Annotated in this window: 24 protein-coding genes; 8 read left to right on the top strand and 16 right to left on the bottom strand. The window is 69.7% G+C overall.

The features are described 5' to 3' along the window. Window positions 1-363: 363 nt before the first annotated feature. The 6 genes from ACYVDG_RS06440 to acs form a co-directional block, all read right to left on the bottom strand. Window positions 364-837 (bottom strand): SixA phosphatase family protein, encoded by a 474-nt coding sequence (locus tag ACYVDG_RS06440; protein WP_460747428.1) that lies wholly within the window; start codon window positions 835-837, stop codon window positions 364-366. Between the two features lie 290 nt (window positions 838-1127). Then, complete coding sequence (locus tag ACYVDG_RS06445) at window positions 1128-3569, bottom strand: sodium-translocating pyrophosphatase (protein WP_460747609.1); 2442 nt, start codon at window positions 3567-3569, stop codon at window positions 1128-1130. 590 nt (window positions 3570-4159) lie between these two features. After that, window positions 4160-4675, bottom strand: coding sequence for a DUF309 domain-containing protein (locus tag ACYVDG_RS06450; protein WP_460747429.1), 516 nt, complete (start codon window positions 4673-4675; stop codon window positions 4160-4162). Window positions 4676-4682: 7 nt separating this feature from the next. Continuing rightward, window positions 4683-5591: an alpha/beta fold hydrolase gene (locus ACYVDG_RS06455; RefSeq protein ID WP_460747430.1), complete on the bottom strand. Its 909-nt coding sequence runs from the start codon at window positions 5589-5591 to the stop codon at window positions 4683-4685. 8 nt (window positions 5592-5599) lie between these two features. Further along, the gene (locus ACYVDG_RS06460) at window positions 5600-6076 is read right to left on the bottom strand and encodes a phage holin family protein (protein ID WP_460747431.1); all 477 of its coding nucleotides are present in this window, start codon (window positions 6074-6076) and stop codon (window positions 5600-5602) included. A 211-nt stretch (window positions 6077-6287) separates the two neighbouring features. Then, entirely contained in the window at window positions 6288-8258 is a 1971-nt protein-coding gene (gene acs, locus ACYVDG_RS06465) for an acetate--CoA ligase (RefSeq protein ID WP_460747432.1), read from the bottom strand. Between the two features lie 230 nt (window positions 8259-8488). Between acs and ACYVDG_RS06470 the strand changes: the two genes are divergently transcribed. From ACYVDG_RS06470 to ACYVDG_RS06490, 5 genes are all read left to right on the top strand, one after another. Beyond that, window positions 8489-9277: a Fic family protein gene (locus tag ACYVDG_RS06470; RefSeq protein WP_460747610.1), complete on the top strand. Its 789-nt coding sequence runs from the start codon at window positions 8489-8491 to the stop codon at window positions 9275-9277. Between the two features lie 875 nt (window positions 9278-10152). Next, window positions 10153-11253 (top strand): septum site-determining protein Ssd, encoded by a 1101-nt coding sequence (gene ssd / locus ACYVDG_RS06475; RefSeq protein WP_460747433.1) that lies wholly within the window; start codon window positions 10153-10155, stop codon window positions 11251-11253. Window positions 11254-11276: 23 nt separating this feature from the next. Continuing rightward, window positions 11277-12419, top strand: a complete 1143-nt coding sequence (locus ACYVDG_RS06480) for a TadA family conjugal transfer-associated ATPase (protein ID WP_460747611.1) — start codon at window positions 11277-11279, stop codon at window positions 12417-12419. Beyond that, window positions 12407-13078, top strand: a complete 672-nt coding sequence (locus ACYVDG_RS06485) for a type II secretion system F family protein (RefSeq protein ID WP_460747434.1) — start codon at window positions 12407-12409, stop codon at window positions 13076-13078. Before ACYVDG_RS06480 ends, ACYVDG_RS06485 begins: the two co-directional genes overlap by 13 nt. A gap of 125 nt (window positions 13079-13203) precedes the next feature. Further along, window positions 13204-13914: a type II secretion system F family protein gene (locus ACYVDG_RS06490; RefSeq protein WP_460747436.1), complete on the top strand. Its 711-nt coding sequence runs from the start codon at window positions 13204-13206 to the stop codon at window positions 13912-13914. 63 nt (window positions 13915-13977) lie between these two features. Here ACYVDG_RS06490 and ACYVDG_RS06495 read toward each other — a convergent pair whose 3' ends face one another. The 5 genes from ACYVDG_RS06495 to ACYVDG_RS06515 form a co-directional block, all read right to left on the bottom strand. Further along, entirely contained in the window at window positions 13978-14979 is a 1002-nt protein-coding gene (locus tag ACYVDG_RS06495; protein WP_460747437.1) for a hypothetical protein, read from the bottom strand. Continuing rightward, entirely contained in the window at window positions 14976-15332 is a 357-nt protein-coding gene (locus ACYVDG_RS06500; RefSeq protein WP_460747438.1) for an Rv3654c family TadE-like protein, read from the bottom strand. Before ACYVDG_RS06500 ends, ACYVDG_RS06495 begins: the two co-directional genes overlap by 4 nt. After that, window positions 15329-15688 carry a TadE family type IV pilus minor pilin gene (locus ACYVDG_RS06505; protein WP_460747440.1) on the bottom strand — a complete coding sequence of 120 codons (360 nt, stop codon included), beginning with the start codon at window positions 15686-15688 and terminating at the stop codon, window positions 15329-15331. Before ACYVDG_RS06505 ends, ACYVDG_RS06500 begins: the two co-directional genes overlap by 4 nt. Continuing rightward, entirely contained in the window at window positions 15666-15854 is a 189-nt protein-coding gene (locus ACYVDG_RS06510; protein WP_460747441.1) for a DUF4244 domain-containing protein, read from the bottom strand. The genes ACYVDG_RS06505 and ACYVDG_RS06510 overlap by 23 nt, the downstream gene beginning before the upstream one ends. A gap of 149 nt (window positions 15855-16003) precedes the next feature. Then, on the bottom strand, window positions 16004-18379 hold the full coding sequence (locus ACYVDG_RS06515; RefSeq protein WP_460747442.1) for a DEAD/DEAH box helicase: 2376 nt from the start codon (window positions 18377-18379) through the stop codon (window positions 16004-16006). A 232-nt stretch (window positions 18380-18611) separates the two neighbouring features. Between ACYVDG_RS06515 and ACYVDG_RS06520 the strand changes: the two genes are divergently transcribed. Together ACYVDG_RS06520 and ACYVDG_RS06525 are read left to right on the top strand one after the other, a co-directional pair. Continuing rightward, window positions 18612-18959, top strand: a complete 348-nt coding sequence (locus tag ACYVDG_RS06520) for an STAS domain-containing protein (protein WP_026117083.1) — start codon at window positions 18612-18614, stop codon at window positions 18957-18959. Window positions 18960-18972: 13 nt separating this feature from the next. Continuing rightward, a complete protein-coding gene (locus ACYVDG_RS06525) occupies window positions 18973-19527 on the top strand; it encodes an ATP-binding protein (RefSeq protein WP_460747443.1) in 555 nt (184 codons plus the stop codon). A gap of 73 nt (window positions 19528-19600) precedes the next feature. Here ACYVDG_RS06525 and ACYVDG_RS06530 read toward each other — a convergent pair whose 3' ends face one another. From ACYVDG_RS06530 to nth, 3 genes are all read right to left on the bottom strand, one after another. Further along, a complete protein-coding gene (locus ACYVDG_RS06530) occupies window positions 19601-20779 on the bottom strand; it encodes a MarP family serine protease (RefSeq protein WP_460747445.1) in 1179 nt (392 codons plus the stop codon). A gap of 23 nt (window positions 20780-20802) precedes the next feature. Continuing rightward, window positions 20803-21456: an NUDIX domain-containing protein gene (locus ACYVDG_RS06535; protein WP_460747446.1), complete on the bottom strand. Its 654-nt coding sequence runs from the start codon at window positions 21454-21456 to the stop codon at window positions 20803-20805. A 259-nt stretch (window positions 21457-21715) separates the two neighbouring features. Next, window positions 21716-22459, bottom strand: coding sequence for an endonuclease III (gene nth / locus ACYVDG_RS06540; RefSeq protein WP_460747447.1), 744 nt, complete (start codon window positions 22457-22459; stop codon window positions 21716-21718). 278 nt (window positions 22460-22737) lie between these two features. Here nth and ACYVDG_RS06545 point away from each other — a divergent pair, with 278 nt between their 5' ends. Further along, a complete protein-coding gene (locus ACYVDG_RS06545) occupies window positions 22738-23421 on the top strand; it encodes a Crp/Fnr family transcriptional regulator (protein WP_460747448.1) in 684 nt (227 codons plus the stop codon). Between the two features lie 217 nt (window positions 23422-23638). Here the strand turns inward: ACYVDG_RS06545 and ACYVDG_RS06550 are convergent, their stop codons facing one another. Together ACYVDG_RS06550 and ACYVDG_RS06555 are read right to left on the bottom strand one after the other, a co-directional pair. Then, window positions 23639-24445 carry an MBL fold metallo-hydrolase gene (locus ACYVDG_RS06550; protein WP_460747449.1) on the bottom strand — a complete coding sequence of 269 codons (807 nt, stop codon included), beginning with the start codon at window positions 24443-24445 and terminating at the stop codon, window positions 23639-23641. Window positions 24446-24553: 108 nt separating this feature from the next. Next, window positions 24554-25393 (bottom strand): NUDIX hydrolase, encoded by an 840-nt coding sequence (locus ACYVDG_RS06555; protein WP_460747450.1) that lies wholly within the window; start codon window positions 25391-25393, stop codon window positions 24554-24556. Window positions 25394-25432 lie beyond the last annotated feature (39 nt).

Consider the following 25432-nt stretch of genomic DNA (forward strand, 5'->3'; position numbering starts at 1 on the left):
GAACGAGATCGGGGTAAAGCCCGTTTCGCTTCTTTCGACCTGCGTTTCCGCCCGGCGTCTGAAGCAACTCTCCGAGCTTACATGCTCCGGGCAGTGCCCGAACCATCTCGGCTGAGTGGAGAGAGTGTCTGATTCGAAAGATCCGATCACGCCCACGGAAGAGTCCGTGTTCGTTTCGATCAAGAAGCTCGCGCTCCACCTTGCGACCTTGGGCCGGTTGGAGGCGACTCGGAGAACACTACCCCCCGGCACCCAACCTCGCAAACGCTTCTTCGTGTGTCCTGGGTCACATCTCAGAACCCTCGATCGAGGCGCTAGTCGGGCCCTCCAGTGAGCGGTCAGGCGGGCACTCAGGCGAGCCCCTCAGTTAAGGATGCTTCCCATGCCCGTTCCGGGTGCGGCGTACAGCCACTCCACCTCGAGTTCAACGGCGGCCACGGTCGCCGGAGAGTAGGCCACGAGGGCCTCGCTTCCCACGAAGGACGCGGCCACCTGGGCCACTGCCGGATTGTGTCCGACCACCAGGACGGTTCGCGCGTCGGCGTCCACGTAGTTGACCAGCTCCAGGAGCGAGTCCGGGCCCGCCAGATAGGCGGCGTCCGTGTAGTCGACCTCGGGGTCGATGTTCATGACTGCGAGCACGCCGTCCAGGGTCTCCCGGGTGCGTTTCGCGGCGGAGCAGAGGACGTGGTCCGGTTCGTACCCCCGCTCGGCGAGCAGCCGGCCAACCTGTTCTGCCTGGCCCCTCCCCTTGTCGGTCAGCCTCCGGTCGTAGTCGGCAACGCCGTATCCGTTCTCCGCCTTGGCGTGGCGCATCAGTAGCAGTGTTCGGCTCACGGCGACAACACCGTCGCAATCACGGCCAGGAGGGCGATGAAACCCACCATGGCCCCCACGACGATGGCCAGTCCCTTAATCCCCGACACCGCTGCACCACCCATTCGACTCTTGACCCTTGTCCTGCCAACCGGTTGACGCTCCTCCGGAGCGACCGCGGCCCGGCTCGATACCGCCTGTTCAGGTTAGGTGCGCCCGCACCAGTGGGAACGGCGCCCCCGCACAACCCAGAACGCGGTGCGGCCGCTCGGGGGTTCCCGAGCGGCCGCACCTGGGGTGCTGACGAAGGGTCAGCCCTTACCGGCATCTCCGGCGCGGGCCTCCTCCTTCCGGTCCCCGTCCTTGTTGTCCGGGTCCTTTTCGGTGTCGGATCCGCCGTCTCCGGGCTGCTCCCCGCCACCGGTGACTGCGCCACCGTCACCGGCCTCGGGGGCGTCCTTCGGTGCCTGCTCGCCACTGAGCTCGGCGAGGTCGGTCTCGTCTCCGGCCCCGCGGTTCTTCGACCACAGGACCGCACCGACGAGCACACCGACCGTGACCACGGTGACTCCGACCCGCAGCGCGATGTTGTCCGCGTAGATCACCACGCTGGGCGCGACGATCAGGGCGACGAGGTTCATGACCTTGAGCAGCGGGTTGATGGCCGGTCCCGCGGTGTCCTTGAAGGGGTCTCCGACCGTGTCGCCGATCACCGTGGCCTCGTGGGCCGCGGAACCCTTGCCGCCGTGGTGGCCGTCCTCCACGAGCTTCTTGGCGTTGTCCCACGCACCACCGGAGTTGGACAGGAACACCGCCATGAGCACACCGGCGGCGATGGCGCCGCCGAGGAAGGCGCCGAGCGGCGCGTACCCGAGTGCGAAACCGACGGCGATCGGGGCCAGGACTGCGAGGAGGCCGGGAGTGACCAGCTCACGGAGCGAGTCCTTGGTGCAGATGTCGACCACCCGCGCGTACTCCGGCTTCTCGGAGCCGTCCATGATCCCGGGGCGGGTACGGAACTGGTTGCGCACCTCCATGACCACCCGGCCGGCGGCACGGCCCACTGCCATGATCGCCAGCCCGGAGAAGAAGAACACGACGCAGGCGCCGATGATGACGCCCACGAGGACGTCGGGCTGGTCCAGGGAGAGGGAGAAGGCATCGGGGTCCATCCCCGCGAGGCTGAGCTGTTCCTGGACCGATGTGCGGAAGGCTCCGAAGAGCGCGGTGGCGGCCAGTACCGCGGTGGCGATCGCGATGCCCTTGGTGATCGCCTTGGTGGTGTTACCCACCGCGTCGAGCCCGGTGAGGATGTCGGCGCCCTTGCCCTCGACGTCGCCGGACATCTCCGCGATGCCCTGCGCGTTGTCGGCGACCGGGCCGAAGGTGTCCATCGCGACGATGATGCCCACGGTGGTGAGGAGGCCGGTACCGGCGAGCGCGACGGCGAACAGGCTGAGGGTGATGGACCCTCCGCCGAGCAGGAACGCCGCGTATACGGCACCGGCGATGACGAGTGCCGAGTACACCGCCGATTCGAGGCCCACGGAGATACCGGACAGGATGACGGTGGCCGCACCGGTCTCCGAGCTGTTGCCGATGTCCCTGACCGGACGCTTGTCGGTTTCGGTGAAGTAGCCGGTGAGCAGCTGGATGGCGGCGGCGAGCACCAGACCGATGAGGACCGCGGCGACGGCGATGAACCTCGGGTCGGGGTTGGTGCCCGCGGCGGCGACCTCCTCGAGGACGGAGTCGCTGACCCCGGACATCTCCTCCAGGTTGCTGGGCAGGTACCAGAAGGCGGTCGCGGTGACCAGGAGGGCGGAGATCCCGGCGGAGATGAAGAAGCCGCGGTTGATGGCGGACATCGCGGTCCGGTCCTTGGCCCTGGGCGCCACGATGAAGATGCCGATGATGGCGGTGATGACACCGATCATCGGGACCAGCAGCGGGAAGACGAGGCCTTCGGTACCGAACGCCACGCGGCCGAGGATGAGCGAGGCGACGAGCACCACGGCATAGGACTCGAAGAGGTCCGCTGCCATACCGGCGCAGTCGCCCACATTGTCGCCCACGTTGTCGGCGATGGTGGCGGCGTTGCGCGGGTCGTCCTCCGGAATACCCTGTTCGACCTTGCCGACGAGGTCCGCGCCGACATCCGCCGCCTTGGTGAAGATGCCGCCGCCGACACGCATGAACATCGCGAGGAGGGCGGCACCGAAGCCGAAGCCCTCGAGCACGATGGGTGCGTCGCCCCGGTAGAGGACGACGACGAGCGCAGCGCCGAACAGGCCGAGGCCGACGGTGATCATGCCCGCGACACCACCGGTGCGGAAGGCGATGCGCATGGCGCTGCGGTTGTCGCTGTCCCCGCCGCCGCGTGCGGCCGCGGCGACGCGGACGTTGCCGCGCACAGCCAGCCACATCCCGATGAAGCCGGTGGCCGCCGAAAGCAGGGCGCCCAGGGCGAAGAAGACCGACCGGCCGATGGCGATGGCCCACGAGTCGGCTGGTAGCAGGAGCAGTAGAAGGGGGATGGCTACGACGAAGACCGCGAGGGTTCGGAACTGCCGTGTCAGATAGGCCGCGGCTCCTTCCTGGACCGCGACCGCGATGTTGCGCATTCGCTCGGTCCCTTGACCGGCGGAGAGAACCTCACGTACCAGCATCCCCGCGACGGCGAGCGCGAGTAGCGCGACCACCATCACGACGATGACCAGCGTGAAATCCCGGCCCTCCAGTGCTAGGGCCATACCGCTCTCAGCGGCGAGGTTGAGCCCAGACAATCCGTCCTCCTTGAGACGGGCACGTCCTTTTCGGCCCCGTCACCGAAGGCGTGCGGAACGGCTGCCTCATAGGCTCCGGTGCCGCGCACCGCCGTGGACGTACCGCCGTCCGAAGGGATCCTGAACTGGCTCGACGGCACGCTTGTCGGGGTCGAAGCGGTGCCACCTTTCTGTGTGGTGCACGCCGCCCGCGTTTCTTGAGCACGAGTGGCGATCCGGGGATTCTACGCACGGCACGGAACAAGAAAGAGAGCCGGTTCGGCTTTTACCCAAGAGGGGTTAAAGATGTGATCTCTCGGTGATCTTGGGAATCGGATATATAGCTTCATGGGTCTTGCATAGCATGTTTCTTCTCGCATAATGCGTTAATGCATTGTTAACGCTAAAGCGTATATGGCTTCACAAAAAGGAAATTTGCCCCATAGGCCCCATCAGGCACAGGGGTCCCTACCTTCTCAGGAGTTCACGGAAATCCGGAGCGCCCAGGGGCCATGCAGGGATGCTCGGCCGGGATACGCGGACCTCCCTCGCCTCGAGAGGTTTCGGACCGGGCGAAACTATGCTCCGCGCAACCGCATTCCCGAGGGGTCGATCCCGTCACCGGACGTCGCCCGGCCCGAGTCGAGGTCGTCGGCCAGCGCCCGGGCGAACCCCGCCACGCCAGCGACGGCGATACCGTGCGGGGCATCCGGGCCGAAGGGTTCCACCTGGTCCGCGCCGCGCCGCAGCAGACGGGCAGCGCCGACCCTGTTGCCGCGCTGGGCGTGGGTGACGCCGACCGCGGTCTGAGCGAGTCCGCGCCACATTTCCCGCTCCGCCTCAGGCGAGGACTTCCAGACGGCCTCCAGGACCTCGTGGGCGGTGAAGGCGTAGCCCCCGTCCAACAACCGCTGGGCTTCGGCGAGCCCCTCATCCACGGTGAACTCCGCGTCATCGGGAACCCGCTCGACCTCACCGACGCTGCCGTGCGGCATGGGGCGGCCGTAGCGGTCACGGGGGCGCTGGTTCTGTGCCTGACCGGTCTCGTTGCGGTCGCGCACCCCGTCCGCCCGGGGTCCGGATCCCTTGGTCATCAGTCCCTCACCGCCGCTCGCCGTCGATCTCCCGCAACCACTCTATGAGAGCCCGCTCGACCTCGCGAGGACGCTCCTCGTGCGGGAAGTGTCCGGCCCCAGGCACCCGTTCCCATCGGAATGGCCCCGAGACCAGCCGACCGGAGGACCGCGCGGTGTCGGGCGGGCACACGGGGTCGAGGGAACCGTGCAGCTGGAGGACGGGTATCCGGACCGGCGTCCGCATACGCATGCTGTACCTGAGTCCGTCCGCACGCCAACGCGACCGGAAGATCCAGCGATGGTACTCCAGAGAACAGTGGGAGACCTTCGGAATGGCGAACGCCCGCCGGTACCGCTCCTCCGTCTCCCGGTCCGGCCAGCCGGGGCCGGACCACGCGTCGAGGAGCTCACCCACGCGGATACAGCCGTCGGCGAGGAGCCGGTGTTCGGGAAGGACCGGTAGCTGGGCCCGGAGCATGTGGAGAGCGCCCGGACCGGCGGAGAACAGCACCCGTGCCGCGCGCCGGGGGTGGGGCGCGGACACCGCGGCCAGGGCGCGCACCTCACTCGGGTGGTAGGCGGTCATCGTCCAGCCGACGAGTCCGCCGACACCGTGGCCCACCACGACGGCGTCCGCCGCTCCGAGCGCACGGACCAGGCCCGCCATGTCCTGGGAAAGCCCCACCAGGTCGTAGCCGCGCGGAGTCTTGTCACTGGCCCCGTAACCGCGCAGGTCGACCGCGACGGCACGGTAACCGGCCTCGGCCAGACCGGTCAGCTGTGCGCGCCAGGCCCACCAGAACTGGGGGAACCCGTGCAGGAACAGAACAAGGGGGCCTTCGCCGACCTCGGCCACGTGGAACCGGGCACCGGCCGCACTGACCGTCCTGTGGGTCCAAGGACCCTCGACGTAGGCTGCTGAGTCGTCCAGCACCGCCGCGGTTATCGGGCGGCGGACGCGGGGGTCTCGCCCCTGGAGTCGACCTCCTGGCCGTTCGGCGGACGGATCTCGCCGCGCAGGATACCCATGAGGCGGGAGGTCGTGACCGCGGTGCGGGCCAGGCCCTCACGGCGGCGCAGGTTGATCACGGCGACCAACACGAAGATCGCGGCGATCAGCAGGTAGAAGCCCGTGACAGCGAGGAAGGAGAGCCAGTACGCCCAACCGAACACCTCGGCGCAGAAGAAACCCGCGGTGATCGAGAACAGGATCGCCACAAGGTGGAGCAGCACACCGGCGGCCCCGAACTCTCCGACGCTCTTCCCGATCCGGGTGGCGTCCGCCTTGGCCTCGAGTTTGGCGAGCTTGAGCTCCAGCCGCACGATGCGGGAGACGTTGTCGGTGGCGTCGGTGACCAGTTCACCGATGGAACGGTCGCTGTCAGCGCCAGGTTGGCCGGCACCCGGCTTGTCCGCCATCGTGGGGGTTCCCTTCTCTCGGTCCGTACACGCGGATGATCCTCCGCATCCTCGCACATGCGCCACTACCCATGTCTCTCACGGCACGCAAAACGGAGGGCTTCGCTTTCGTCACACGGGTGAGTCGCGACAGCGCCCCGCCCCTTCGGAAGCAAAGGGACGGGGCGCCGCGCGTTCTCAGCCGGACGGAGACCGAGAGGGGCCAGTGGCCTTAGCTGCCCTTGGGGGCGTCGGGCAGCTGCTTGGCGATCACGTCCATGATCGACGAGTCGGTCAACGTGGAGGTGTCACCGACGGCCCGGTTCTCGGCGATGTCGCGCAGCAGGCGCCGCATGATCTTGCCGGAACGGGTCTTCGGAAGCTCGGGAACGGCAAGGATCCGGGCGGGCTTCGCGATGGGGCCGAGCGAGGCACCGACGTGGTTGCGCAGTTCCTGGACGAGCTCCTCCGGAACCTGCTCTTCGCCGCCGCGCAGGATGACGAAGCCGACGATCGCCTGTCCGGTCACCTTGTCCGCGGCCCCGACGACCGCCGCCTCGGCGATGTTCGGGTGGGAGACCAGTGCCGACTCCACCTCTGTGGTGGAGATGTTGTGGCCGGAGACGAGCATGACGTCGTCCACGCGGCCGAGCAGCCACATGTCTCCGTCCTCGTCCTTCTTCGCGCCGTCACCCGGGAAGTAGAGACCCTCGAAGCGCGACCAGTAGGTGTCCTTGTAGCGCTGGTCGTCGCCCCAGATACCGCGGAGCATGGCCGGCCAGGGCTCACGGATGACGATGAAACCGCCGTCACCGTCGGGGACGGAGTTGCCCTCCTCGTCCACCACGTCGGCGGCGATGCCCGGCAGGCCGCGCATCGCCGCCCCGGGCTTGCCCGAGGTGACGCCCGGCAGCGGGCTGACCATGATCGCGCCGGTCTCGGTCTGCCACCAGGTGTCCACGACGGGGGCGTTGCCGCCGCCGATGTTCTCCCGGTACCACATGTAGGCCTCGGGGTTGATCGGCTCGCCGACGGAGCCGATCACGCGCAGGCTCGACAGGTCGTACTTGGCGGGGATCTCGTCACCCCACTTCATGAAGGTGCGGATCGCCGTGGGCGCCATGTAGGCGATGGTCACCTTGTACTTCTCGACGATCTCCCAGAAACGGCCCTTGTGGGGGGTGTCCGGAGTTCCCTCGTACATGACGACGGTCGCCCCGTTGGAGAGCGGCCCGTAGACGATGTAGGAGTGGCCGGTCACCCAGCCGATGTCGGCGGCACACCAGTAGACGTCGGTCTCCGGCTTGAGGTCGAAGACGGCCCAGTGGGTGTAGGAGACCTGTGTGAGGTAACCGCCGGTGGTGTGCAGGATGCCCTTGGGCTTGGCCGTGGTCCCGCTCGTGTACATGATGTACAGCGGGTCCTCCGAGTCGTGGCCCTCAGGGGTGTGCTCGGTGCTGGCGGAGTCGACGACGTCGTGCCACCACACGTCGCGCTCGTTCCACTCGACTTCCTGACCGGTGCGGCGGACGACGAGGACGTTCTCGACAGCGGGACGGTCGGCGACGGCCCCGTCGACGGCGGGCTTGAGAGCGCTGGGCTTTCCGCGCCGGTAACCGCCGTCAGCGGTGATGACCAGCTTGGCCTGGCTGTCGTCCAAGCGCTGCCCGACGGCATCCACGGAGAACCCGCCGAAGACCACCATGTGCACGGCGCCGATGCGGGCACAGGCGAGCATGGACACGACAGTCTCAGGGATCATGGGCATGTAGATGGCGACACGGTCGCCCTTGCCGACGCCGAGCTGGGTCAGCGCGTTGGCCGCCTGGGACACCTGGTCCTTGAGGTCGGCGTAGGTGATGGTGCGGCTGTCACCGGGCTCGCCCTCCCACTGGATGGCGGCGCGGTCGCCCAGGCCGGCCTCGACGTGCCGGTCCACGCAGTTGACGGAGGCGTTGAGCTTGCCGCCGACGAACCACTTGGCGTAGGGCGGGTTCCAGTCCAGGACGGTGTCCCAGGGCTGCTCCCACTGGAGCCTCCGGGCCTGCTCCTCCCAGAAACCGAGACGGTCCTCGGCCGCCGTCTCGTATGCGTCCGCCTTCACGTTGGCGTTGGCCGCGAGGTCCGCGGGCGGCGGAAAGGCTCGGGTCTCATGGAGAAGGTTGGACAGTGTCTCCTGGCCCTGGGGAGTGCTGTCGGCCACTGTGATTCTCCTTACGTAGGCGGTTAACACCCAATTAATCATGCGGTCCAAGCCGCGTGAACAGCTGGGGCGCGGTCCAGCGGCGGTGAGGGCCGGGCGCGCGACGAACGGTCGGTGAACGGTCGCCGTGCCGCGACGAGCGGTCCGTGGTGCCCGGTCCGGGTGGTGGGAGCACACGGTGTTACCGCCGCGTAGTGTTGTTTTCCGTGAGCGAATCGACTTCTGCCTCCATGCCCGACCCGCTGTCCCGGATCGCCGAGTTGCCCGGGGTGAGCGACGCGGTCGCCGAAACACGGACCCTCGTCGACCGGCTGTTGGGGCACCGCATCCTGCGCCGCCGCAGCAGTGACGTGTCCATGGAGTCCTCACTGCGCGGCGCGTGTGCGTCGGCCGCGCTGGAGGGCGCCGAGGTCTCGATGGACGAGATCCGCGACGGGCACGTGTACGACACCCGGATCAAGGGCGCGCTCCGCATCGGCGGTGAGCTGGGCACGCTCGTGGACACCTGGCCCAAGGCGCCGCGGCAGGCGCTTGCCCGACTCCACACCCTGGCCGCCGCCGACGCCGTCGCGGAGGAGGCGCTGGGGCGCCCCCGGCTCGACGGGGAACGGGTCGAAGACCCTTTGGAGCTCGGATCCGCTCCGACCGCGGCCGCAGCCTCCGCCCGTTTGGAGGGCCTGTACGCGCTCCTGGGATCGCGCACGAAGGTGCCCGCCCTGGTCACCTCTTCGCTGGTGCACGGCGAATTGATGGCGATCCGCCCGTTCGGGTGGGGTGACGGCCTGGTCGCCCGCGCCGCCGAACGGCTGACCTTGGTGGAACGCGGCCTGGACCCCAAGTCGCTGGTCACCTCCGAACTCGGCCACCAGACGCTGAAGGACGAGTACGGTCCGGCTCTGCGCGGATACATGGCTGGCACCCCCGAAGGTGTCGCGGACTGGGTCGTGTACTGCTGCCGTGCGGTGCGAGCTGGCGCACAGGACTCGCTGGCCACCTGTGAGGCGCTCAAGCGCGGCTGATCAGGGAGGTCCACCTCTCGTGGAAAGACCCCCGAGTTCGCGAAACTAGTTTATTTACTAACAAGTAATAACTCGGATTCATACCAGTTCGATCACGCTTGATCGCCCGCGAATGTTTCCATGTTGCTTCGTGCATGTGCACGCGCACAACGAACGGCGCTCCGGGACTTGCCCGGGGCGCCGTTTCCGGCTCGGGGGATCGGGTTAGCAAGCGCCACTATCTCTAGTCCGACCTGGTGAAACCCGGTTCCACCAGGCCTGGACAGGCCCTATGGGGTCGGCGGTGCGTGGGTTCCCGTCCTCCGTGTCGGGGTGGGTCTCAGCCACCTGCTGCTTTCTTTGTACGCCGCGACCCCTTCTTCGAAAAGATGGTTGACCAAGATTTTCGTACTGGATTCCCGAACCGATACGCAGCGTCACGTGGTAGCGTCTGATCCGGAGTTGAGCGAAGGGCCGACCGCGTCGGGCTAAAGCCCGGGTTACGTGCCTTTATGCGCACGTTCGCCAATACGGACATTGTGCGCGGCAGGCACGAAATTGCGGCCGTTACCTCGCCGGAAGTCGGATGAGCGGACCCCGCGGGTCACGCGAGTCCCGACGACCGCTCCCGATGATCCCTCCCAGGAGAGCGGACCCGGCCTATCCCCCCAGGGCCGGGACAGGTCGGCCCCCAGTTCCCCCTGAGGGGACCGGCCAACACCCTCCGCTCCGCCTCACCGGCCGGGCCGGGACACACGACAGCCCCCGTTTGTGTGTCCCGCCCGCCGGGTGAGGTACCCCCCTGAGTTATCCACAGATCCGGATCCGCGGCTTCCGCGGGCGCCGCAGGTGGGCGAAGGTCATGAGGGCAGGTTCCCGCCCTTCCCGGAGGTCCGATGGACGCTTCGCCCCGCCCCCTGATCGCCACCGCCGACCCCGCGCTCCTCGACGACCTGCTCCGGCTCGCCGCCGCTGCCGCCACCGAGGTCACCATCGCCCCCGGTCCCGAACAGGCACTGCGTTCGTGGGGGCGCGCCCCGCTGGTCGTGGTCGGCGGAGACCTGGACCGCGCCCTACGTGCCACCGAACCGCCACCCCATCCGCGGGTAGCCGTCGCCGCGCGGATTCCGGAGACCGCCGGAACCCGCGACCGCGCGGAACGGTCGGCGGCCTACCTGCTCCCCCGTGACGAGGCCGCTCTCGTCGACCTGTTCGCCTCCGTCTCCGACCGTCCCCCGGCACCCGTCGTGGCAGTCGTCGGGGGCCGGGGCGGCGCCGGGGCCAGCGTGCTCGCCGTCGCACTCTCCCTCGCGGGGGAGCGGGCCGGGAGGGCCACGGCCCTGCTCGACGCCGACCCCCTCGGCTGCGGCCCCGACATCTATCTGGGCTGCGACCACACCTCCGCGGACCCCCGAACCGGCTGGAACGACCTCCTCGGACAACGCGGACGGTTGCCGTGGCGGGCCCTGAGCGACGGGCTCCCCAAGGTCGGCAGGGTAGACGTCCTCACCTGGGCACGGACCAACGGATCGGACCAAGGCCGACCGCTGCCCGTCGGAACGGTCCGATCGGTTCTGGCCTCGGCGCGCAGGGGCACAGACCTGGTGGTGGCCGACCTGCCCAGGTCCTTCGACCCCGGGACCACCGTCTTCCTCAACCACTCCGACATCGTTCTCGTGGTGGTCCCCGCCGACGTGTACTCGGTGGTGTCCGCGGCACGCATGGTCGGCCGCCTCGAGCAGGAGGCCAACCGGGTCCGGATCGTGGTGCGCGGGGCCCGGGGCGGCCTGTCCACCGAGGTTGTCGTGAAGAGCCTCGGGCTCGGACTCGGCGCCGACCTGCCTCCGGAACCCGGCCTGTCCCGACTCCTGAGGGTGGGCGACGTGCCTGCCAGACACCCCCGGTCGCCGCTGGCCAGGTACGCCGACCGCGTGGTGGGTGCCCTCGTCGGGACGGGGGAGACGGGGAAGACCCGGCGAGTGGGGGAGGATCGGTGAACGCGGTCCGGGACGAGAACGACATGCTGGAACGGGTCCGCGACCGGTTCGTGGCCACCGGGATACCGGTGACGCCGGCCAACGTCGCCACGGCCATCCGCGCGGAAGGCGGGGCCATGGGCGACAGCGAACTGCTCGCCATGACCCGCAGGCTCTCCGCGGACCTGTCCGGGGCCGGGCCGCTGGAGGACCTCCTCACCGCGGACGTCACCGACGTCCTGGTCAACGGCCCCAACCAGGTGTGGGTGGATTCGGGGGACGGCCTGCGGCGGGTGCACGACGTGCGCTTCGGTTCCGCGGACGAAGTGCGGCGCCTGGCCCAGAGGTTGGCCTTCCAGGCAGGGCGCCGCCTGGACGCGGCGGCCCCGTACGTGGACGCCCGGCTACCGACCGGAACCCGGTTGCACGCCGTACTGCCACCGATCGCACCCGAGGGGGCCTGTGTCTCGCTCCGGATGCCGCCCAAGCGGGTGTTCGGGCTACGGGAGCTCATCGCCTGCGGGACCCTGACCCCCGTCGGCGCCGAGCTCCTCCGCTCCATGGTGGTGCGCCGGACACCCTTCCTGATCAGCGGGGGCACCGGAACCGGCAAGACCACCCTGCTCTCCTCGCTGCTGTCCCTGGTGAACCCGGGGGAACGGATCGTGCTCACCGAGGACTCTCCCGAGCTGCGCCCCGAACACCCGCACGTGGTGCGCCTCCAGACCCGCCCAGCCAATATCGAGGGCAGCGGGGAGGTACCGCTGGAGGTACTGGTCCGCCAAGGGCTGCGGATGCGCCCGGACCGCCTGGTGGTCGGTGAAGCGCGCGGACCGGAGATCGTGTCGTTGCTGGGCGCCCTCAACACTGGCCACGAGGGCGGCGCAGGAACTCTGCACGCCAACGGGGCCGAGGACGTACCCGCCAGGGTGGAGGCGATGGGTTGCGCCGCCGGGCTCGGCCGGGACGCCGTGCACAGTCAGCTCGCGGCCACCAGGGTCATGGTCGTCCACCTTGTGCGGGACAGGCGCGGGCGGCGCCTGTCCGAGGTGCGGGTCCTGGAGCGTGATCCCGATGGGCTGGTTCGGGCGGTGCCCGCGGTGGCCTTCACCCCGGACGGCGGCCATCGCGAGCACGCGGGGGCCGAGCAGGTGGTCGCCCGCCTGGGCCAGGAGTGGCGGCGGTGACGCTCCTGACGGTCTGCCTGCTGGCGGCGGCGCTGTTGTGGTCGCTCCCGCCCGTCGGCCGCTACCGCCTGGCGGCGGTGCTCCCGCGAGGGCCGCGACGGCAGCTGCCCCGTCCCTCGTTCCGGGAGCTGATCGCGCGCCGGAACGAGGCGGCCGAGCGACGGCGGGCGGTCATCGTGCTGTGCCGGGTGATGGCGGCCGAACTGAGGGCCGGGCAACCACCGGAACTCGCCCTCCGGGTGGCGGCTCTGGAAGTCGGCCACCTGGCCGTCGGGGTGTCGACCCCCGGTTCCCTGCACCGTGCCGCCGAACGCGATGAGGACCTGTCGGCCCTGGCCTATGTGGCGGTGTGCTGGGAGGTGGCGTCGGAGACCGGTGCGGGACTGGCCGGTGTGGTGGACGAGCTGGCCGACAGCCTGACAGAGCGGGAGGAGCAGAGGGCGGAGGTGGCGGCCAAGACTGCCGGTCCGCGCATGACGGCGCTGCTACTGAGCGGGCTTCCGGTGGTCGGGTTGGCGATGTCGGCGGGACTGGGCGGTTCGCCGCTGGTCTTCCTGTTCACCACATCTCTGGGCCTGGCCTGCCTGGTGTGCGGTGCGTTCCTGGATCTGGCGGGTGCCTGGTGGACCCTGCGGATGGTCCGGGGGGCGGTGGCCTGAGGGCTGAGGCGGTGGGGGTCACGGGCCGGGGAGGGCTGTGGGCAGCGGGCCGTGGATGAGGGCCGTGGAGTGCGGGACGGGCGGCCTTGGTCCGGGGACGGGCAACAGGGGAAGGGGTGTACGCGATGTTCTTCGAGGTGGTCACCGTGGTGTGTGCGGTGACCGGCGTGTGGATCCTGACCGGCTCGGAACGGCTCCGGGAGCAGCGGGCGGCGAAAGCACCGCCACGTGTCCCGCCTGGACGGGTGGGCACCGGGGCCCTGCTCTTCGCCGGAGCCTGCGGGGCGGCAGTGCTCGTGGCCGTGTTCGGGGCCCTGGGCGCCGCGGTGGCGGTCGGCGGCTGTGTGCTCCTGTGGGTGCGTGCCCGCCGCGCCCGAACGCGTCCCGACCGGTTGCCGGTCACCGACGACCTCCCCGTGCTCATCGGGTTGATCGCCTCCGGGATCCGGGCGGGCGCTACGGTTCCGGCCTGCCTGAGCGCGGTCTCCGGAGCCGCCCGGGGCGCTCTCGGTACCGAACTGGCGATGGTCGCCGAACGGCTGCGCCTGGGTGCCGACCCCGCACCGGCATGGCAGCGGTCCGCTCTACCCGATCCCCTGGTGGCGGTCGGCCGCGACTTGGCCCGGGCCTCGGAGACCGGCGCGCCGGTGGCCGACCTGCTCGACCGGCACGTCGCCGATCTGCGCAGGGAGCTCCGTTCGCGGGCCACCGCCAAGGTCGAGCGTTTGGGGGTGCTGGTCGTGGCACCGCTGGGGCTGTGCTTCCTTCCCGCCTTCCTCCTCATCGGGGTGGTACCGATGGCCGCCGAACTCCTCACCGCGGCGCTCGGTCATTGACGGCCGGACACTCCGCGGTCCTGCACGTGTGGAGGTCATCCTGGTTCGGGGCTCGCCCGGCCCTCAGTCCGCCTTCGAGACACCGGACCGGACGGTCTGGAGGGGGAGCCGACCGTCCTCGGTCCGGCAACGACGGCGGCCGAGATAGGGGGTGGGGAAGCGCGGCCAGCCGACCATCAGGCGCAGGGCGAGAGTACCGACCCCCAGGAGGACCAGCAGGGTGGTGGATGCGGCCCCGATGGTGCGGCCAACCGCGCCCACGGGGGCGGTTTCCTCGAAAGCGAAGTGCCCGACCGGGTTGGGTTCACCGTCGTCCTCGGGCTTCACCGACGCTTCAGGCGGCACCGACGCTTCGGGCGGCACCGTCACCTGAACGGTCTCGTCGGCAGCGGCGCCCGAACTCTCCTCGGCGGGGCTCCGCTGGGGCGAGGCGCTCCCCGTACCGCTACCGCTCTCATTCGAGGGGGCGGCAGGGGCCGAGCGGCGGACCGCGGGTGGTGTCCCCGAGGCCTGTTCCGGCGAACCGTCCGCTGCCGGGTCTTCCGCGGGCCGCGCACCGGCGGCCGGCTCTGGGTCCTCGCCCGTGTCCCCGGCCACGTCCTCGCCAGCGTCCTCGACGTTCCCTTCCACCTCATCGGCCGACTCCTCGGCGGCATCCTCGGAGGGTTCGTCACCTGGACGCGTGTCCATGAGGCTGGCTTCGGACGGCGTTTCTACCGGCCGGGTCTCAGTGGGCGGCTCTGCGGGCGGGGTCTCAGCCGACGGCTCGACCGGACGAGGGGCGCTGGCGCAGAGCGCCTCTGGACCGGCGACCGGTTCGGAAGTCGGACCGGGAACAGAGTCCGGTGGCGCGGGGGAGCCGGCGGAGGGCGGTCCCTGGGGCACGGGGGGCACCGGTCCGACGCCCGGTTCCGGGTCCGCACCGGCATCGGGGTCCGGGACCGGGGCCTCGGCGGCCTCGGCGACCATGGCGGCGGGCCCTCCCGGACAGGGATCGGCCCCGGTGGCGGGTCCCACTGGGCCGCAGAACAGGAGTGCGCAGGCCAGGACCGGGTGTGCGGTCATTCCATCTCCTCGACGGGTTCGTGGGCGGGGCCGGCCCGAGCTTCGGCACCGACCGCGCGTGGCAGGACTGACGAAGGGATCGACACCGTCACCGTGACGGTGTGGCCGCGCAGGTCACAGGAGTCGAGGGTGGCTCCGTTGGCCTCCGCGGTCTCCCCGGCCGCAGCGCAGGCGGTGTCCCCGACCTGTTGGGCGCGGGCCGCCGCCAGTGCGGCCAGGTCGGCGGCGGCCCCGGCACGGTCCCGCTCCAGGCGGGCCGTGGACGTGGCGAGCACGGCGTAGGTGAGGAACCACAGGACCAGGCACAGGGATATCCACCAGACGGTTGCCGTGCCGGCGTCGTCGCCCCTCACAATCCCGGTTCCAGTGGAACCGCGGCACTGCCTTCGACGCTCAGGGGCGGAGCACGGAGCGGTCCGATCCGCACTTCCGAGCGGACCGTGACCCTGGCCATGCCGTCGGTCTCGGACAGCCGGACTCGGGCACCCGTATCCGGTGCGGCCGACAGGGCGAGGGTGCGGGCCTGCTCGGCCGACTCTCCCCGGGCCAGGGCCCGGGCCCCGGTCCGAGCCGCGTCGGCGCAGGCGAGCTGCGCGGCGGCAGCACCGACCGCGCCGAGCGCGATCGCCAGCATGAGCAGCAGAGAGGGCAGCACCATAGCGGCCTCCATCGTGGCGGAGCCGCGGTCAGCTGCCGGACTCGAGCGCATCGACGATGATCGTGTTGAGGGCGTCGCTGACGGTGCCGCTGGTGACGACGTAGTAGAGAACCCCCGCGAGGGCGACCGCGGCGACGGTGCACACCGCGTACTCGGCGGTGGTCATCCCCCGGTCCGTGGCGGAAGCGGGCAGGGGCGGGCACGGGAAAGAGAACATGGGACCTCCCGGGTGACCGGGCGGACCGACTTCCGCCCGGTCCTTCCAGGTTGCGCCGTCCCTGTTCCGGAGGGAAGCGGCCGTCCCCAGCCTGTGGATAACTTGCGCGGGGACGCGAACCCCGGTCTCCGCCCTCGGCCGGCAGTCCCCTAACCAACGTCCCCCGGCGGCCCCTGCACCTCCGGCGCCGTCGGCGCCGCCGTCCTCGGCTCAGCGGACTCCGGAGTCCCCGGCGCCTCTCCACCGCTCAGGACCTCGTCCAAGAGGCGAAGGGCTCCGGGCTTGCTGAGCGGCTCGTTGCCGGTACCGCACTTGGGCGACTGGATACAGGAGGGGCACCCCCGGTCGCACTCGCACCCTGCGATCGCGGCACGGGTGGCGGCTAGCCATTCCCGGGCCGCCGCGTAGCCGCGTTCGGCGAACCCTGCGCCTCCCTCGTAGCCGTCGTACACGAACACCGTCAGCTTTCCGGTGTCCCCGTGCAGGGAGGTGGAGACCCCGCCGATGTCCCAGCGGTCGCAGGTCGCCAGCAGCGGGAGCAGGCCGATCGCCGCGTGTTCGGCCGCATGGGCCGCGCCAAGCAAGCCCACGTCCTCCTTGCGCAGCCGGTTCTCCCCGTCCTGCGGCAGCGTCCACCAGACCGCGCGGGTCTGGAGAGTACGTTCGGGCATCTCCAATGGCTGCTCGCCAAGGACCGTTCCGGTGCGCACATCCCGTTTGAGGAAGCCCACCACCTGCCGGACCACCTCCACCTCACCGAAGTAGACGGTGGCACCGCTGGGCCAGGCCTCCTCGCGCAGCACCGAGCGCACGGTGATGTCCGTGGTGTCCCTGGCCCACGTGCTGTAGGGCGGCTCGGCCTCGTGCACCAGGGCCACCCCTTCCTCCAGGTCGAGCTCGTCGACCAGGAAGGTGGAGCCCCGGTGGAGGTAGACGGCGCCGGTGTGGACAGTTCCGTGCGCGGCGGCCTCGTCGATCTCGCCGAGCAGCTGACCGCTGCCGGTGTCGACGATCTGCACGGGCGGTCCGCCCGCCCCGCGAATATCGGCTAGGTCACTTGCCCGTTCATTACTCACCCAGAACCAGCCCCTCGGGCGCTTTCTGAGCAGCTTTCGATCTACGAGCCCGGTGAGCTGTTCCTCGGTCGTCTCACCGAAGAGTGCGAAGTCGTCGCGCGTGATCGGCAGCTCTTGGGCGGCCGCGCAGAGGTGCGGCCCAAGGATGTGGGGGTTTTCCGGGTCGAGGACGGTGGCCTCCACCGGACGCCCGAAAATAGCCTCGGGGTGGTGGGCCAAGTAGGTGTCCAGGGGGTCGTCACGGGCGATGAACACCGCCAAGGCGTCCTCGCCTCGCCGCCCCGCACGGCCCGCCTGCTGCCACAGCGAGGCCAGCGTTCCAGGCCAGCCCGCGATGAGCACGGCGTCCAGACCGCTGATGTCTACACCCAGTTCCAAGGCGTTGGTGCTGGCCAGCCCGAGGAGCTCACCGGAGCGCAGCGCCCCCTCCAGCTCCCGACGCTCGTCCGCCAGGTACCCGCCGCGGTAGGCGGCCACGCGGTCGGCCAAGTGGTGCTCGCCGCGTTCGGTCAACAACCTCTGTGCGTTCAGCGCAACGACTTCCGCGCCCTGTCGGGAGCGCACGAACACCAGCGTGCGCACACCGTCCCTGACCAGGTCGACCAGCATCTCCGCTGCCTGGGAGGGAGCGGTTCGGCGCACCGGGGCGCCGTTCTCCCCGGTCAGGTCGGTCAGCTCCGGCTCCACCAGGGCGACGGACATCCCCGGCCGTGGCGACCCGTCCTCACTCACCGCGGTCACCGGGAGGCCGGTGAGCCGTGTGGCGCTCTCCGCCGGGGACCCCGAGGTGGCCGATGCCAGGACGAACACCGGCTCCGACCGGTAGCGGGCGCACACCCTGCGCAGCCGTCGCAGGATCTGGGCGACGTGCGACCCGAAGACCCCCCGGTACCGGTGCGCCTCGTCGATCACCACGTAGCGGAGACGCCGCAGGAACCTCGACCAGGCACCGTGCCGGGGAAGGATCCCGTGGTGCAGCATGTCCGGGTTGGTGAGGACGTAGTTGCCGTGCTCGCGGACCCAGGCGCGCTCCTCGGGCCGGGTGTCCCCGTCGTAGACGGCCGCGCGCATGCCCGAAAGTCCCAGGTCCGTAATCCACCTGAGCTGGTCCTGGGCGAGCGCTTTGGTCGGGGAGAGGTACAACACCGTTTCACCGGAGTCAACCGCCTCCACCGCGGGCATAAGGAAGGCAAGCGACTTCCCCGAGGCGGTACCCGTGGCTATGATCACATCACGGCCCGAGCGAGCGAGATCGGCGGCGGCTGCTTGGTGGGACCACGGACCAGTGATCCCCCGTTCAGCCAGACGTCGGACCAAGTGGGGGGCTGTCCAGTCCGGCCAGTCCCCGCTCTCTCCCGCGTTCCGGGCCACCTGCTCGATGTGGGTGACCTGCGGGTACCGGGTGTCGTCACGCCACACACCGGGGAGCACGGGCTCCGACCGCCTCATCGAGTCCCCTCCTCACTGGACACGTTCACGACCAAACCGCCCTCAGAGCGAGGCTGGGGCACCGATGAACATCGGTTTCAGTGTGACATCCGAGGGAAGAGTGCCGCGGGGTCGACGTTTTCCTGTGCATGACGGGGAGACACTCACGGCACCCGTGGTTGAATGCGTGCTGGTGGGGTAACGCCCGGCAGAGATACTTCGCGATTTTTCGCGGTTCGGCGCTGGAGGACTAGTGGATTTGAAGCTTGATCATTACACCGAGGGCGACACCGAGATCGTGGTCGTTGAGGGTGAGATCGATGTCTATACCGCGCCCCGGCTCCGCGAGCTGCTGATCGACCTGGTCAACAAGGGCAACTTCCACCTCGTGGTCAACATGGAGAAGGTGGAGTTCCTGGACTCGACGGGCCTCGGTGTGCTTGTGGGCGGGCTGAAGCGGGTCCGGGCCCACGATGGGACGCTTGACCTGGTCTGCACCCAGGAGCGGATTCTGAAGATCTTCCGGATCACCGGACTGACCAAGGTGTTCGGTATCCACGGCTCGGTGCAGGAAGCCATCGACAAGCGTTCCTCGAAGTAGCCCAGAGCGAGCGATGGCAACCATCACGCTCACGATCAGTGCGCTCCCCGCCCACGTGCGTACGGCCCGGCTCATGGCCGCGACCGTCGCACGGCGGGCGGGTATCGCCGCCTCCGCGATCGATGAGATCAGACTGGCGGTCGGGGAGGCTTGTTCCAGGGCGGTGGCGGCGCACAAGCTGCACTGCCCGACACAGCCCATCCTGCTCCAGCTGATCGACGGCAGCGGACCTGATCCAGTGTCGGACCCCCGCACCGACACCCAGAGCCGAGCACTGCGCGCCAACGGGAGCGCGACGCAACGTTTCGAGGTCGTCGTCTCCGACCGTGCCCCGGCAAAGGACGCCGAGGAGACGGCCAACCACGTCGAACCCATGCTCGACGGCCTCTTCCTGGACGGTGAGGACACTCCGCCCGGCGGCATCTCGGGGTTCTCCCCCGGCCTGGGCCTGGCGGTGATCACCGGCCTCGCCGACGAGGTGAGCATCGAACCCAACGACGTGGGAACGGTTGTTCGGATGACCTGGCCGCTCCACGGGGACCAGACCCAGAACCCGAGCTCGAACTGACCGAACGCCGCGATGGGGCGCCTCCCGTACAGGGAGGCGCCCCATCGTCGTCAGATCTGCCTGTGCGGCCCCGTCAGTCGCAGTCCTGGGAAGACACCTCTTCGGTGGCTGCCAGCCCCTCCTCGGCGTTCTCCGCCACCTCGTCCGCGGTCAGCACGTAGCCGGTCTCTTCCTCGTTGGTGGCCGCGGCGAACACGACTCCGTACACGGTGCCGTCCGGGGCGAGCAGCGGACCGCCGGAGTTGCCCGGGCGCACCACGGCCCGGACCTGGTAGATCTCCCGGCTCACCTGCTGCGAGTGGTAGAAGTCCGAACCCTGCGCGGTCTGCTCCGCCCGGATCCGCGCCGGAACGGCCGTGAATCCGCTGTTGCGCGGGAAGCCCGCCACTACGGCGTCGTTGCCTTGGGTGGCGTCCGCGTTGAAGTCCAGCGGATTCAGGTCCATCCCCGGCACGTGCAGTACGGCCAGGTCCTGCTGGGCGTCGAACAGCACCAGGGTGGCTTCCAGCTGGTGCCCATCCCGGGTCACCACGCGCAGGTCGTCGGTGACCCCGGCAACCACGTGCGCGTTGGTCATGATGCGGTCCTCGCCGTAGGCGAACCCGGTGCCCTCGACCCTGCGCTGGCAAGCGGGGGCCGTGCCCAGGACCTTGACCACGCTGTTACTGGACTCGATCAGCTCCGGCGTGGTGAGGACGTCCGGGTCGGGCGGCTCGACCTCGGCCAGCTCGCCCGTACCCAGACCGCTGAACACCTGGGGGAACGCGCTCTGGTCCACGATCCGCCGGAAGGTGGAGAAGCCCTGGTGGGCGGCGTCCGGCATCACGGAGTCCACCGACTGGAGGATGCGGGACTCCTTGACCTGGTTGGACACGTACGGCAGCGCAGAGTTGGCGACCGTACTGCCGATGAACCAGGAGACCAGGAGCACCGAGATGCCGCTGACGACGGCACCGCCCAACGCGTCCACGACCCGGGCGGAGTCCCACGTGACCTTGTTGCGCACCAAGGTGCCCAGGTAGGAAGCGAGGAACTGACCCAGGGCGGCGGACAGGAAGACCACCGCGATGGCCAGAAGCGCCTGCCGCCCGGGGTCGACCACCCAGTCCTGGATGAGGTTCGGCGCGGTGAGCGCCGCGATCACCCCTCCGCCGATGAACCCTACGAAGCTGAAGACGCCGACGATGAATCCCTGCCGGTAGCCGGTCACCGCGAACAGCAGCAACAGGATGACCAGAACCGCGTCGAGCACGGATGCCCTCCAAGAAGTGAGCTTTACCCGACCGGCCGGAGGCCCTGCGGGGTGGCTTCGAACTCGTCAGTGAGACCCCGGTTGCGCCACGGAAGTTCCCAACCGCCGAGAGCGAGCAGGTTGTCGATGATCGCGCCCGTGAAGCCCCACACGAGCATGTTCTCCACTCGGAATCCCGGGCCCCACATCGGCCCTCCCCCGTACCGCACCTTGACCCGGTTCTCGGGGGACGCGAGGTCGGCGACGGGGACCCTGGCGACCGCCGCGACCTCCCCAGTATCGGCGGCCCGGACCTCGGTGGGCTCCCGCCACCAGCCGAGGATGGGTGCGACCCGGAAGTCGCTGAAGCTCAGGTAGAGCTCGGGGAGGCGGCCGACCACCTCGACCCCCTCGGGCACGACCCCGGTCTCCTCCTCGGCCTCGCGCAGCGCAGCGGCCTCAGGAGAGGGGTCGGTGAGCTCGATCCGCCCGCCGGGGAACGCGGGTTGCCCGGAGTGGCGGCGCAGCCCGTCACGGCGCTGGATGAGCAGCAGGTCGGGCCCCCGGTCAGTCTCACCGAAGAGGATGAGCACCGCCGACTCGCGTCCGCCGCGTTCGGGCGGGCGCATCTGTTCGGGCACCGGCATGGTCTGGGCGTCGTCCGCGAGCGCGGACAGCCAGAGCGGGGTCGAGTTCATACGCAGAACCTGTTCCGGGGGTTGTCGCGCCAACGTCTGTACGTATGGGGATGCCGAGGGGGCGGCAGGGGTTCGGTCACCCTGAGGGTGCCCGACGGGTCGTCCGGTGATCGGGCACGCCGCACCGGCCGTCTGCAGAGGGGACATACCAGGCACCGGGCCCCGCTGACCTGTGTGCCCTGACGGGGGCCGATGAGTGCGCACGTGTTCAGGGTACAAACCGCTGCCAGGTACCGGACGGGCACGTACGGGCGCCGGATCAGGCGAACGACCGCATCCGGAGGAGCTTCTCGGCACTGGCGGGGTCCGTGGGCCCTTCGCCGAAGGACGGGCACCAGCGGGCCACTCCGCATGCGCCGCAGGCGGGTTTGCGGGCGTGGCAGACCCGGCGGCCGTGCCACACCACGCGGTGGGAGAGCATCGTCCAGTCCTTGGTCGGGAAGAGCTCGCCGACCGCGTGCTCCACCTTCACCGGGTCCTCCTCGTCGGTCCACCCGAGGCGCCGCACCACCCGCCCGAAGTGGGTGTCGACGGTGATACCGGGCACACCGAAGGCGTTACCGAGCAGTACGTTTGCGGTTTTTCGCCCTACACCAGGTAGTTTGACCAGGTCGGCTAGGTTCCCAGGAACCTCGCCACCGTGCCGTTCGCACAGGGCCTGCCCAAGCCCCAGCAGGCTGTTGGCTTTGGCCCGGAAGAACCCCGTCGAACGGATCATCTCCTCCAGCTCCTCGCGTTCGGCCGACGCGTAGGCCTCTGCGTCGGGATAGCGCGCGAAGAGCGCCGGAGTGACCTGGTTGACCCGCTTGTCCGTGCATTGAGCGGACAGGATCGTCGCGACCAGGAGCTCCAGCGGGGTGGTGAAGTTCAGTTCGGCGTGGGCGTCCGGGTACAGCTCGGAGAGCTCCCGATAGGTCTTTCGGGCACGACGGACCAGCGCGAGCCGGCTCTCGCCGGTGGGCGTGGAGTTCTCCGTGGGCACGTCTGGGGTGTCACGAGGCATCGTCACAGGGTAGGCGTCCGGATGCGGGGGCACACCCGGCCCGTCGCAGCTCAGTGACACGCCTTCGTTTCGGCCGGTGACCGAGATTATGTAACCAATGTCCGGTCACACGGCGCGGACAAGCCCTGACACAAGCCGATGACGACTAGGATCGCATGGGCTGACGTCGGCTGTTGTGGGCACGTTGTCTCCCGGCGGGCAAGCCGAGGTAACGACCTGGTTTCACACCTGGTTGCGATATACGTCACACTGTTGACGGTCAGGTTTTAGGAGGACGTGTGGACGAGATCAACGAGGTGCTCCGGAAGGCCCCTCTGTTCGAGGCGCTGGACGAGGAGGACACGGCCGCGCTCCGCTCCTCAGTGAACGAGGTGCGTCTCGGCCGCGGCCAGACCCTGTTCAACGAGGGTGACGAGGGCGACCGCCTGTATGTGATCCTCAGCGGGAAGGTGAAGCTGACCCGCACGGCGGTCGATGGGCGCGAGAACCTGCTGGGCGTACTCGGCCCCAGCGAAATGTTCGGTGAACTGTCGCTGTTCGACCCGCGCCCGCGCACCGCGAGCGCCGTGGCCGTCACCGACTCCGTACTCGCCGGGCTCGGCCACGACGACCTACGGCCGTTCCTTTCCAGCCGCCCGCAGGTGGGACTGCAGCTGTTGAAGTCGCTGGCCGGGCGCCTGCGCCGTACCAACGACGTGATGGCCGACCTGGTCTTCACCGACGTTCCCGGCCGTGTGGCCAAGGCCCTGCTCGAGCTCGCCGACAAGTTCGGCAAGGAGGGCGAGGACGGCCTGCACGTCCACCACGACCTCACCCAGGAGGAGCTCGCCCAGCTGGTGGGCGCCTCCCGTGAGACGGTCAACAAGGCCCTCGCCGAGTTCGCCCTGCGCGGCTGGCTCCGGATCGAGGCCAAGGCCGTGGTGCTGATGGACGTCGAGCGCATGCGCCGCCGCGCCCGCTAGCAAGGGCCCGCCCCTACCGGCAGGTACTGCCCCCACCGGTAGGCGCCGCACCCGCTGGCAGGCCCCGTGCCCGCCGCCAGGTGGCCGCGTCCGTCAGGACGCCGTGGCGGGACGGAGAACGCTGTGCGGCCGTCGCCCTTCGGGGTGACGGCCGCAGCGCTGTTCCGGGGGTCTCAGCGGCGGAGAGAGGGCACTCCGGCCGGTACGCGGCACCCCGTCAGTTCTCGACGCCCTCGGGCAGCTCACCCTTGGTCGCCAAGTAGCGCAGCTGCGCACGGACCGAGGAGGCCGCCGCGGGCCGGATCCGCTCCGCGATGTCCGGGTAGACCCGGTCGATGACCTCGTCGACCTTGGTCGCGCCCGCCTCCACCGCGTCCCGCACCTGGGCCAGGCGCGACTCGCGGTGGCCGATGTAGGAGTTCAGCGTCGCCAGCGGAGACGTCAGGATGGGTCCGTGGCCCGGCAGCAGGGTCCGCACCTGGTATTCCCGGGCCAGGTCGCGTAGCCGGTACAGCGAATCCATGTAGGGGGCGAGACCGTCGTCGCCGTCGATTACGGGAGTCCCGTGGCCGAGGATCGTGTCGCCGGTCAGGACGGCGCTGTCGGCCTCCAGGAAGAAGCACACCGAGTCGTCGGTGTGCCCCGGGGTCTCGAGGACCCGGATCTCCAGACCTTCCGCGTCGATCAGCTGCCCGTCCGACAGACCCGCACCGCTCACCCGCATCTCCGGGTCGACCGCGTGCACAGGGGCGCCGGTCAGCTCGGAGAAGTACCGCGAACCCTCGGTGTGGTCGAAGTGCCGGTGTGTCGCCAGGCCCATCAGGACCTGGGCGCCCTGTTCCTGAACGGTCCGCGCCACACGTTCCAGGTGCCGCTCGTCGTGCGGCCCGGGGTCGACGACCACGACACCGCGCGCACCCGGCTCCCGCAGGATCCAGGTGTTGGTTCCCTCCAACGTCATCGGTCCAGGGTTGGGGCACAGTACGCAGCCAGCGCGCAGTGTCCCGGAACCGTCGATCCTCATCGCACCTCGCTTCGCTCGCCGAAACCGGACTGGTCTGAAGGACGGCCAAGAGGACATGCTGGGAAACCTATCCGCGGAGCGGCGCTCCACACCGCTTGGTGGGCACACTCACTGCGTCGTGTTGGGTCTCGGTAGGGGGAAGTGGGTCCCGTCTGGAGCCACGATACGGAGTTGGCCGTCGATTTCCCGAACGTCCGGTTCGATGGGAACGATATCCCTTCGGCTCTCCCGCACACCTCGGAGGGTCCGCCGGTCCGCCAGCTGGGCACAGGCGATCACCGTCGGCGGCAGCATCGGCATCCGGCCCGCCTCCCACTCCGAAGCGACCACCGAGGGGTCCGTCCACTGCGTGAGGTCCGCCTCGCCTCCGACGTCGCGCGCCCGCTGCCCAGGGGGGAGTTCGGCGGTGAAGAACCAGGTGTCGAAACGGCGCGGCTGCGGTGCAGGGGTGATCCAACGCGACCATGCGCGCAACCACTCCGAGCGCAGTACGAGCCCACGCCGGGACAGCACCTCGGTGAAGGAGCGGGAACGGTCGATGAGACCCAACCGGTCCTCCTCCCAGCCGTCGACGGCGGTGTCCAGGGTGATGGACTCCTCGCCCGCGCGCTCCGGCTCACTGGCCAGCAGCACACCGGTCTCCTCGAAGGTCTCGCGGACGGCGGCGCACACCAGCGCCCGGGCCATCGGCACGTCGGTACCGAGGGTCTCCGCCCACTCCTCCGGGCTCGGGCCGGTCCAAGGCAGGGCGCCGTCGGCGTCGCGCTCGTCCACCCGGCCACCGGGAAAGACGTAGGCGCCCGGGGCGAAGCCCATGGAGGGGACCCTGCGCATGAGCAGGACCTCCATGGGGCACCCCGCCTGGACGCCTGTGGTGCCCGCCGCCGGACGCAGAAGCATCACGGTTGCGGCGGGACGGGGCCGGGCCACGCCGTCGTTCTCGGTCATCGACGCACTCCTGTCGTTCGCGATAGCCGCGCCGTGGCC

The organism is Nocardiopsis oceani (assembly GCF_054777395.1).

Coding starts and splice junctions, on each gene's coding strand:
- ACYVDG_RS06445 (WP_460747609.1), bottom strand. CDS start 3,569: ATGGCCCTAGCACTGGAGGGCCGGGATTTCACGCTGGTCATCGTCGTG.
- ACYVDG_RS06450 (WP_460747429.1), bottom strand. CDS start 4,675: ATGACCAAGGGATCCGGACCCCGGGCGGACGGGGTGCGCGACCGCAAC.
- ACYVDG_RS06460 (WP_460747431.1), bottom strand. CDS start 6,076: ATGGCGGACAAGCCGGGTGCCGGCCAACCTGGCGCTGACAGCGACCGT.
- ACYVDG_RS06470 (WP_460747610.1), top strand. CDS start 8,489: ATGCCCGACCCGCTGTCCCGGATCGCCGAGTTGCCCGGGGTGAGCGAC.
- ssd (WP_460747433.1), top strand. CDS start 10,153: ATGGACGCTTCGCCCCGCCCCCTGATCGCCACCGCCGACCCCGCGCTC.
- ACYVDG_RS06480 (WP_460747611.1), top strand. CDS start 11,277: ATGCTGGAACGGGTCCGCGACCGGTTCGTGGCCACCGGGATACCGGTG.
- ACYVDG_RS06490 (WP_460747436.1), top strand. CDS start 13,204: ATGTTCTTCGAGGTGGTCACCGTGGTGTGTGCGGTGACCGGCGTGTGG.
- ACYVDG_RS06495 (WP_460747437.1), bottom strand. CDS start 14,979: ATGACCGCACACCCGGTCCTGGCCTGCGCACTCCTGTTCTGCGGCCCA.
- ACYVDG_RS06505 (WP_460747440.1), bottom strand. CDS start 15,688: ATGCGCTCGAGTCCGGCAGCTGACCGCGGCTCCGCCACGATGGAGGCC.
- ACYVDG_RS06510 (WP_460747441.1), bottom strand. CDS start 15,854: ATGTTCTCTTTCCCGTGCCCGCCCCTGCCCGCTTCCGCCACGGACCGG.
- ACYVDG_RS06515 (WP_460747442.1), bottom strand. CDS start 18,379: ATGAGGCGGTCGGAGCCCGTGCTCCCCGGTGTGTGGCGTGACGACACC.
- ACYVDG_RS06525 (WP_460747443.1), top strand. CDS start 18,973: ATGGCAACCATCACGCTCACGATCAGTGCGCTCCCCGCCCACGTGCGT.
- ACYVDG_RS06535 (WP_460747446.1), bottom strand. CDS start 21,456: ATGAACTCGACCCCGCTCTGGCTGTCCGCGCTCGCGGACGACGCCCAG.
- nth (WP_460747447.1), bottom strand. CDS start 22,459: ATGCCTCGTGACACCCCAGACGTGCCCACGGAGAACTCCACGCCCACC.
- ACYVDG_RS06550 (WP_460747449.1), bottom strand. CDS start 24,445: ATGAGGATCGACGGTTCCGGGACACTGCGCGCTGGCTGCGTACTGTGC.
- ACYVDG_RS06555 (WP_460747450.1), bottom strand. CDS start 25,393: ATGACCGAGAACGACGGCGTGGCCCGGCCCCGTCCCGCCGCAACCGTG.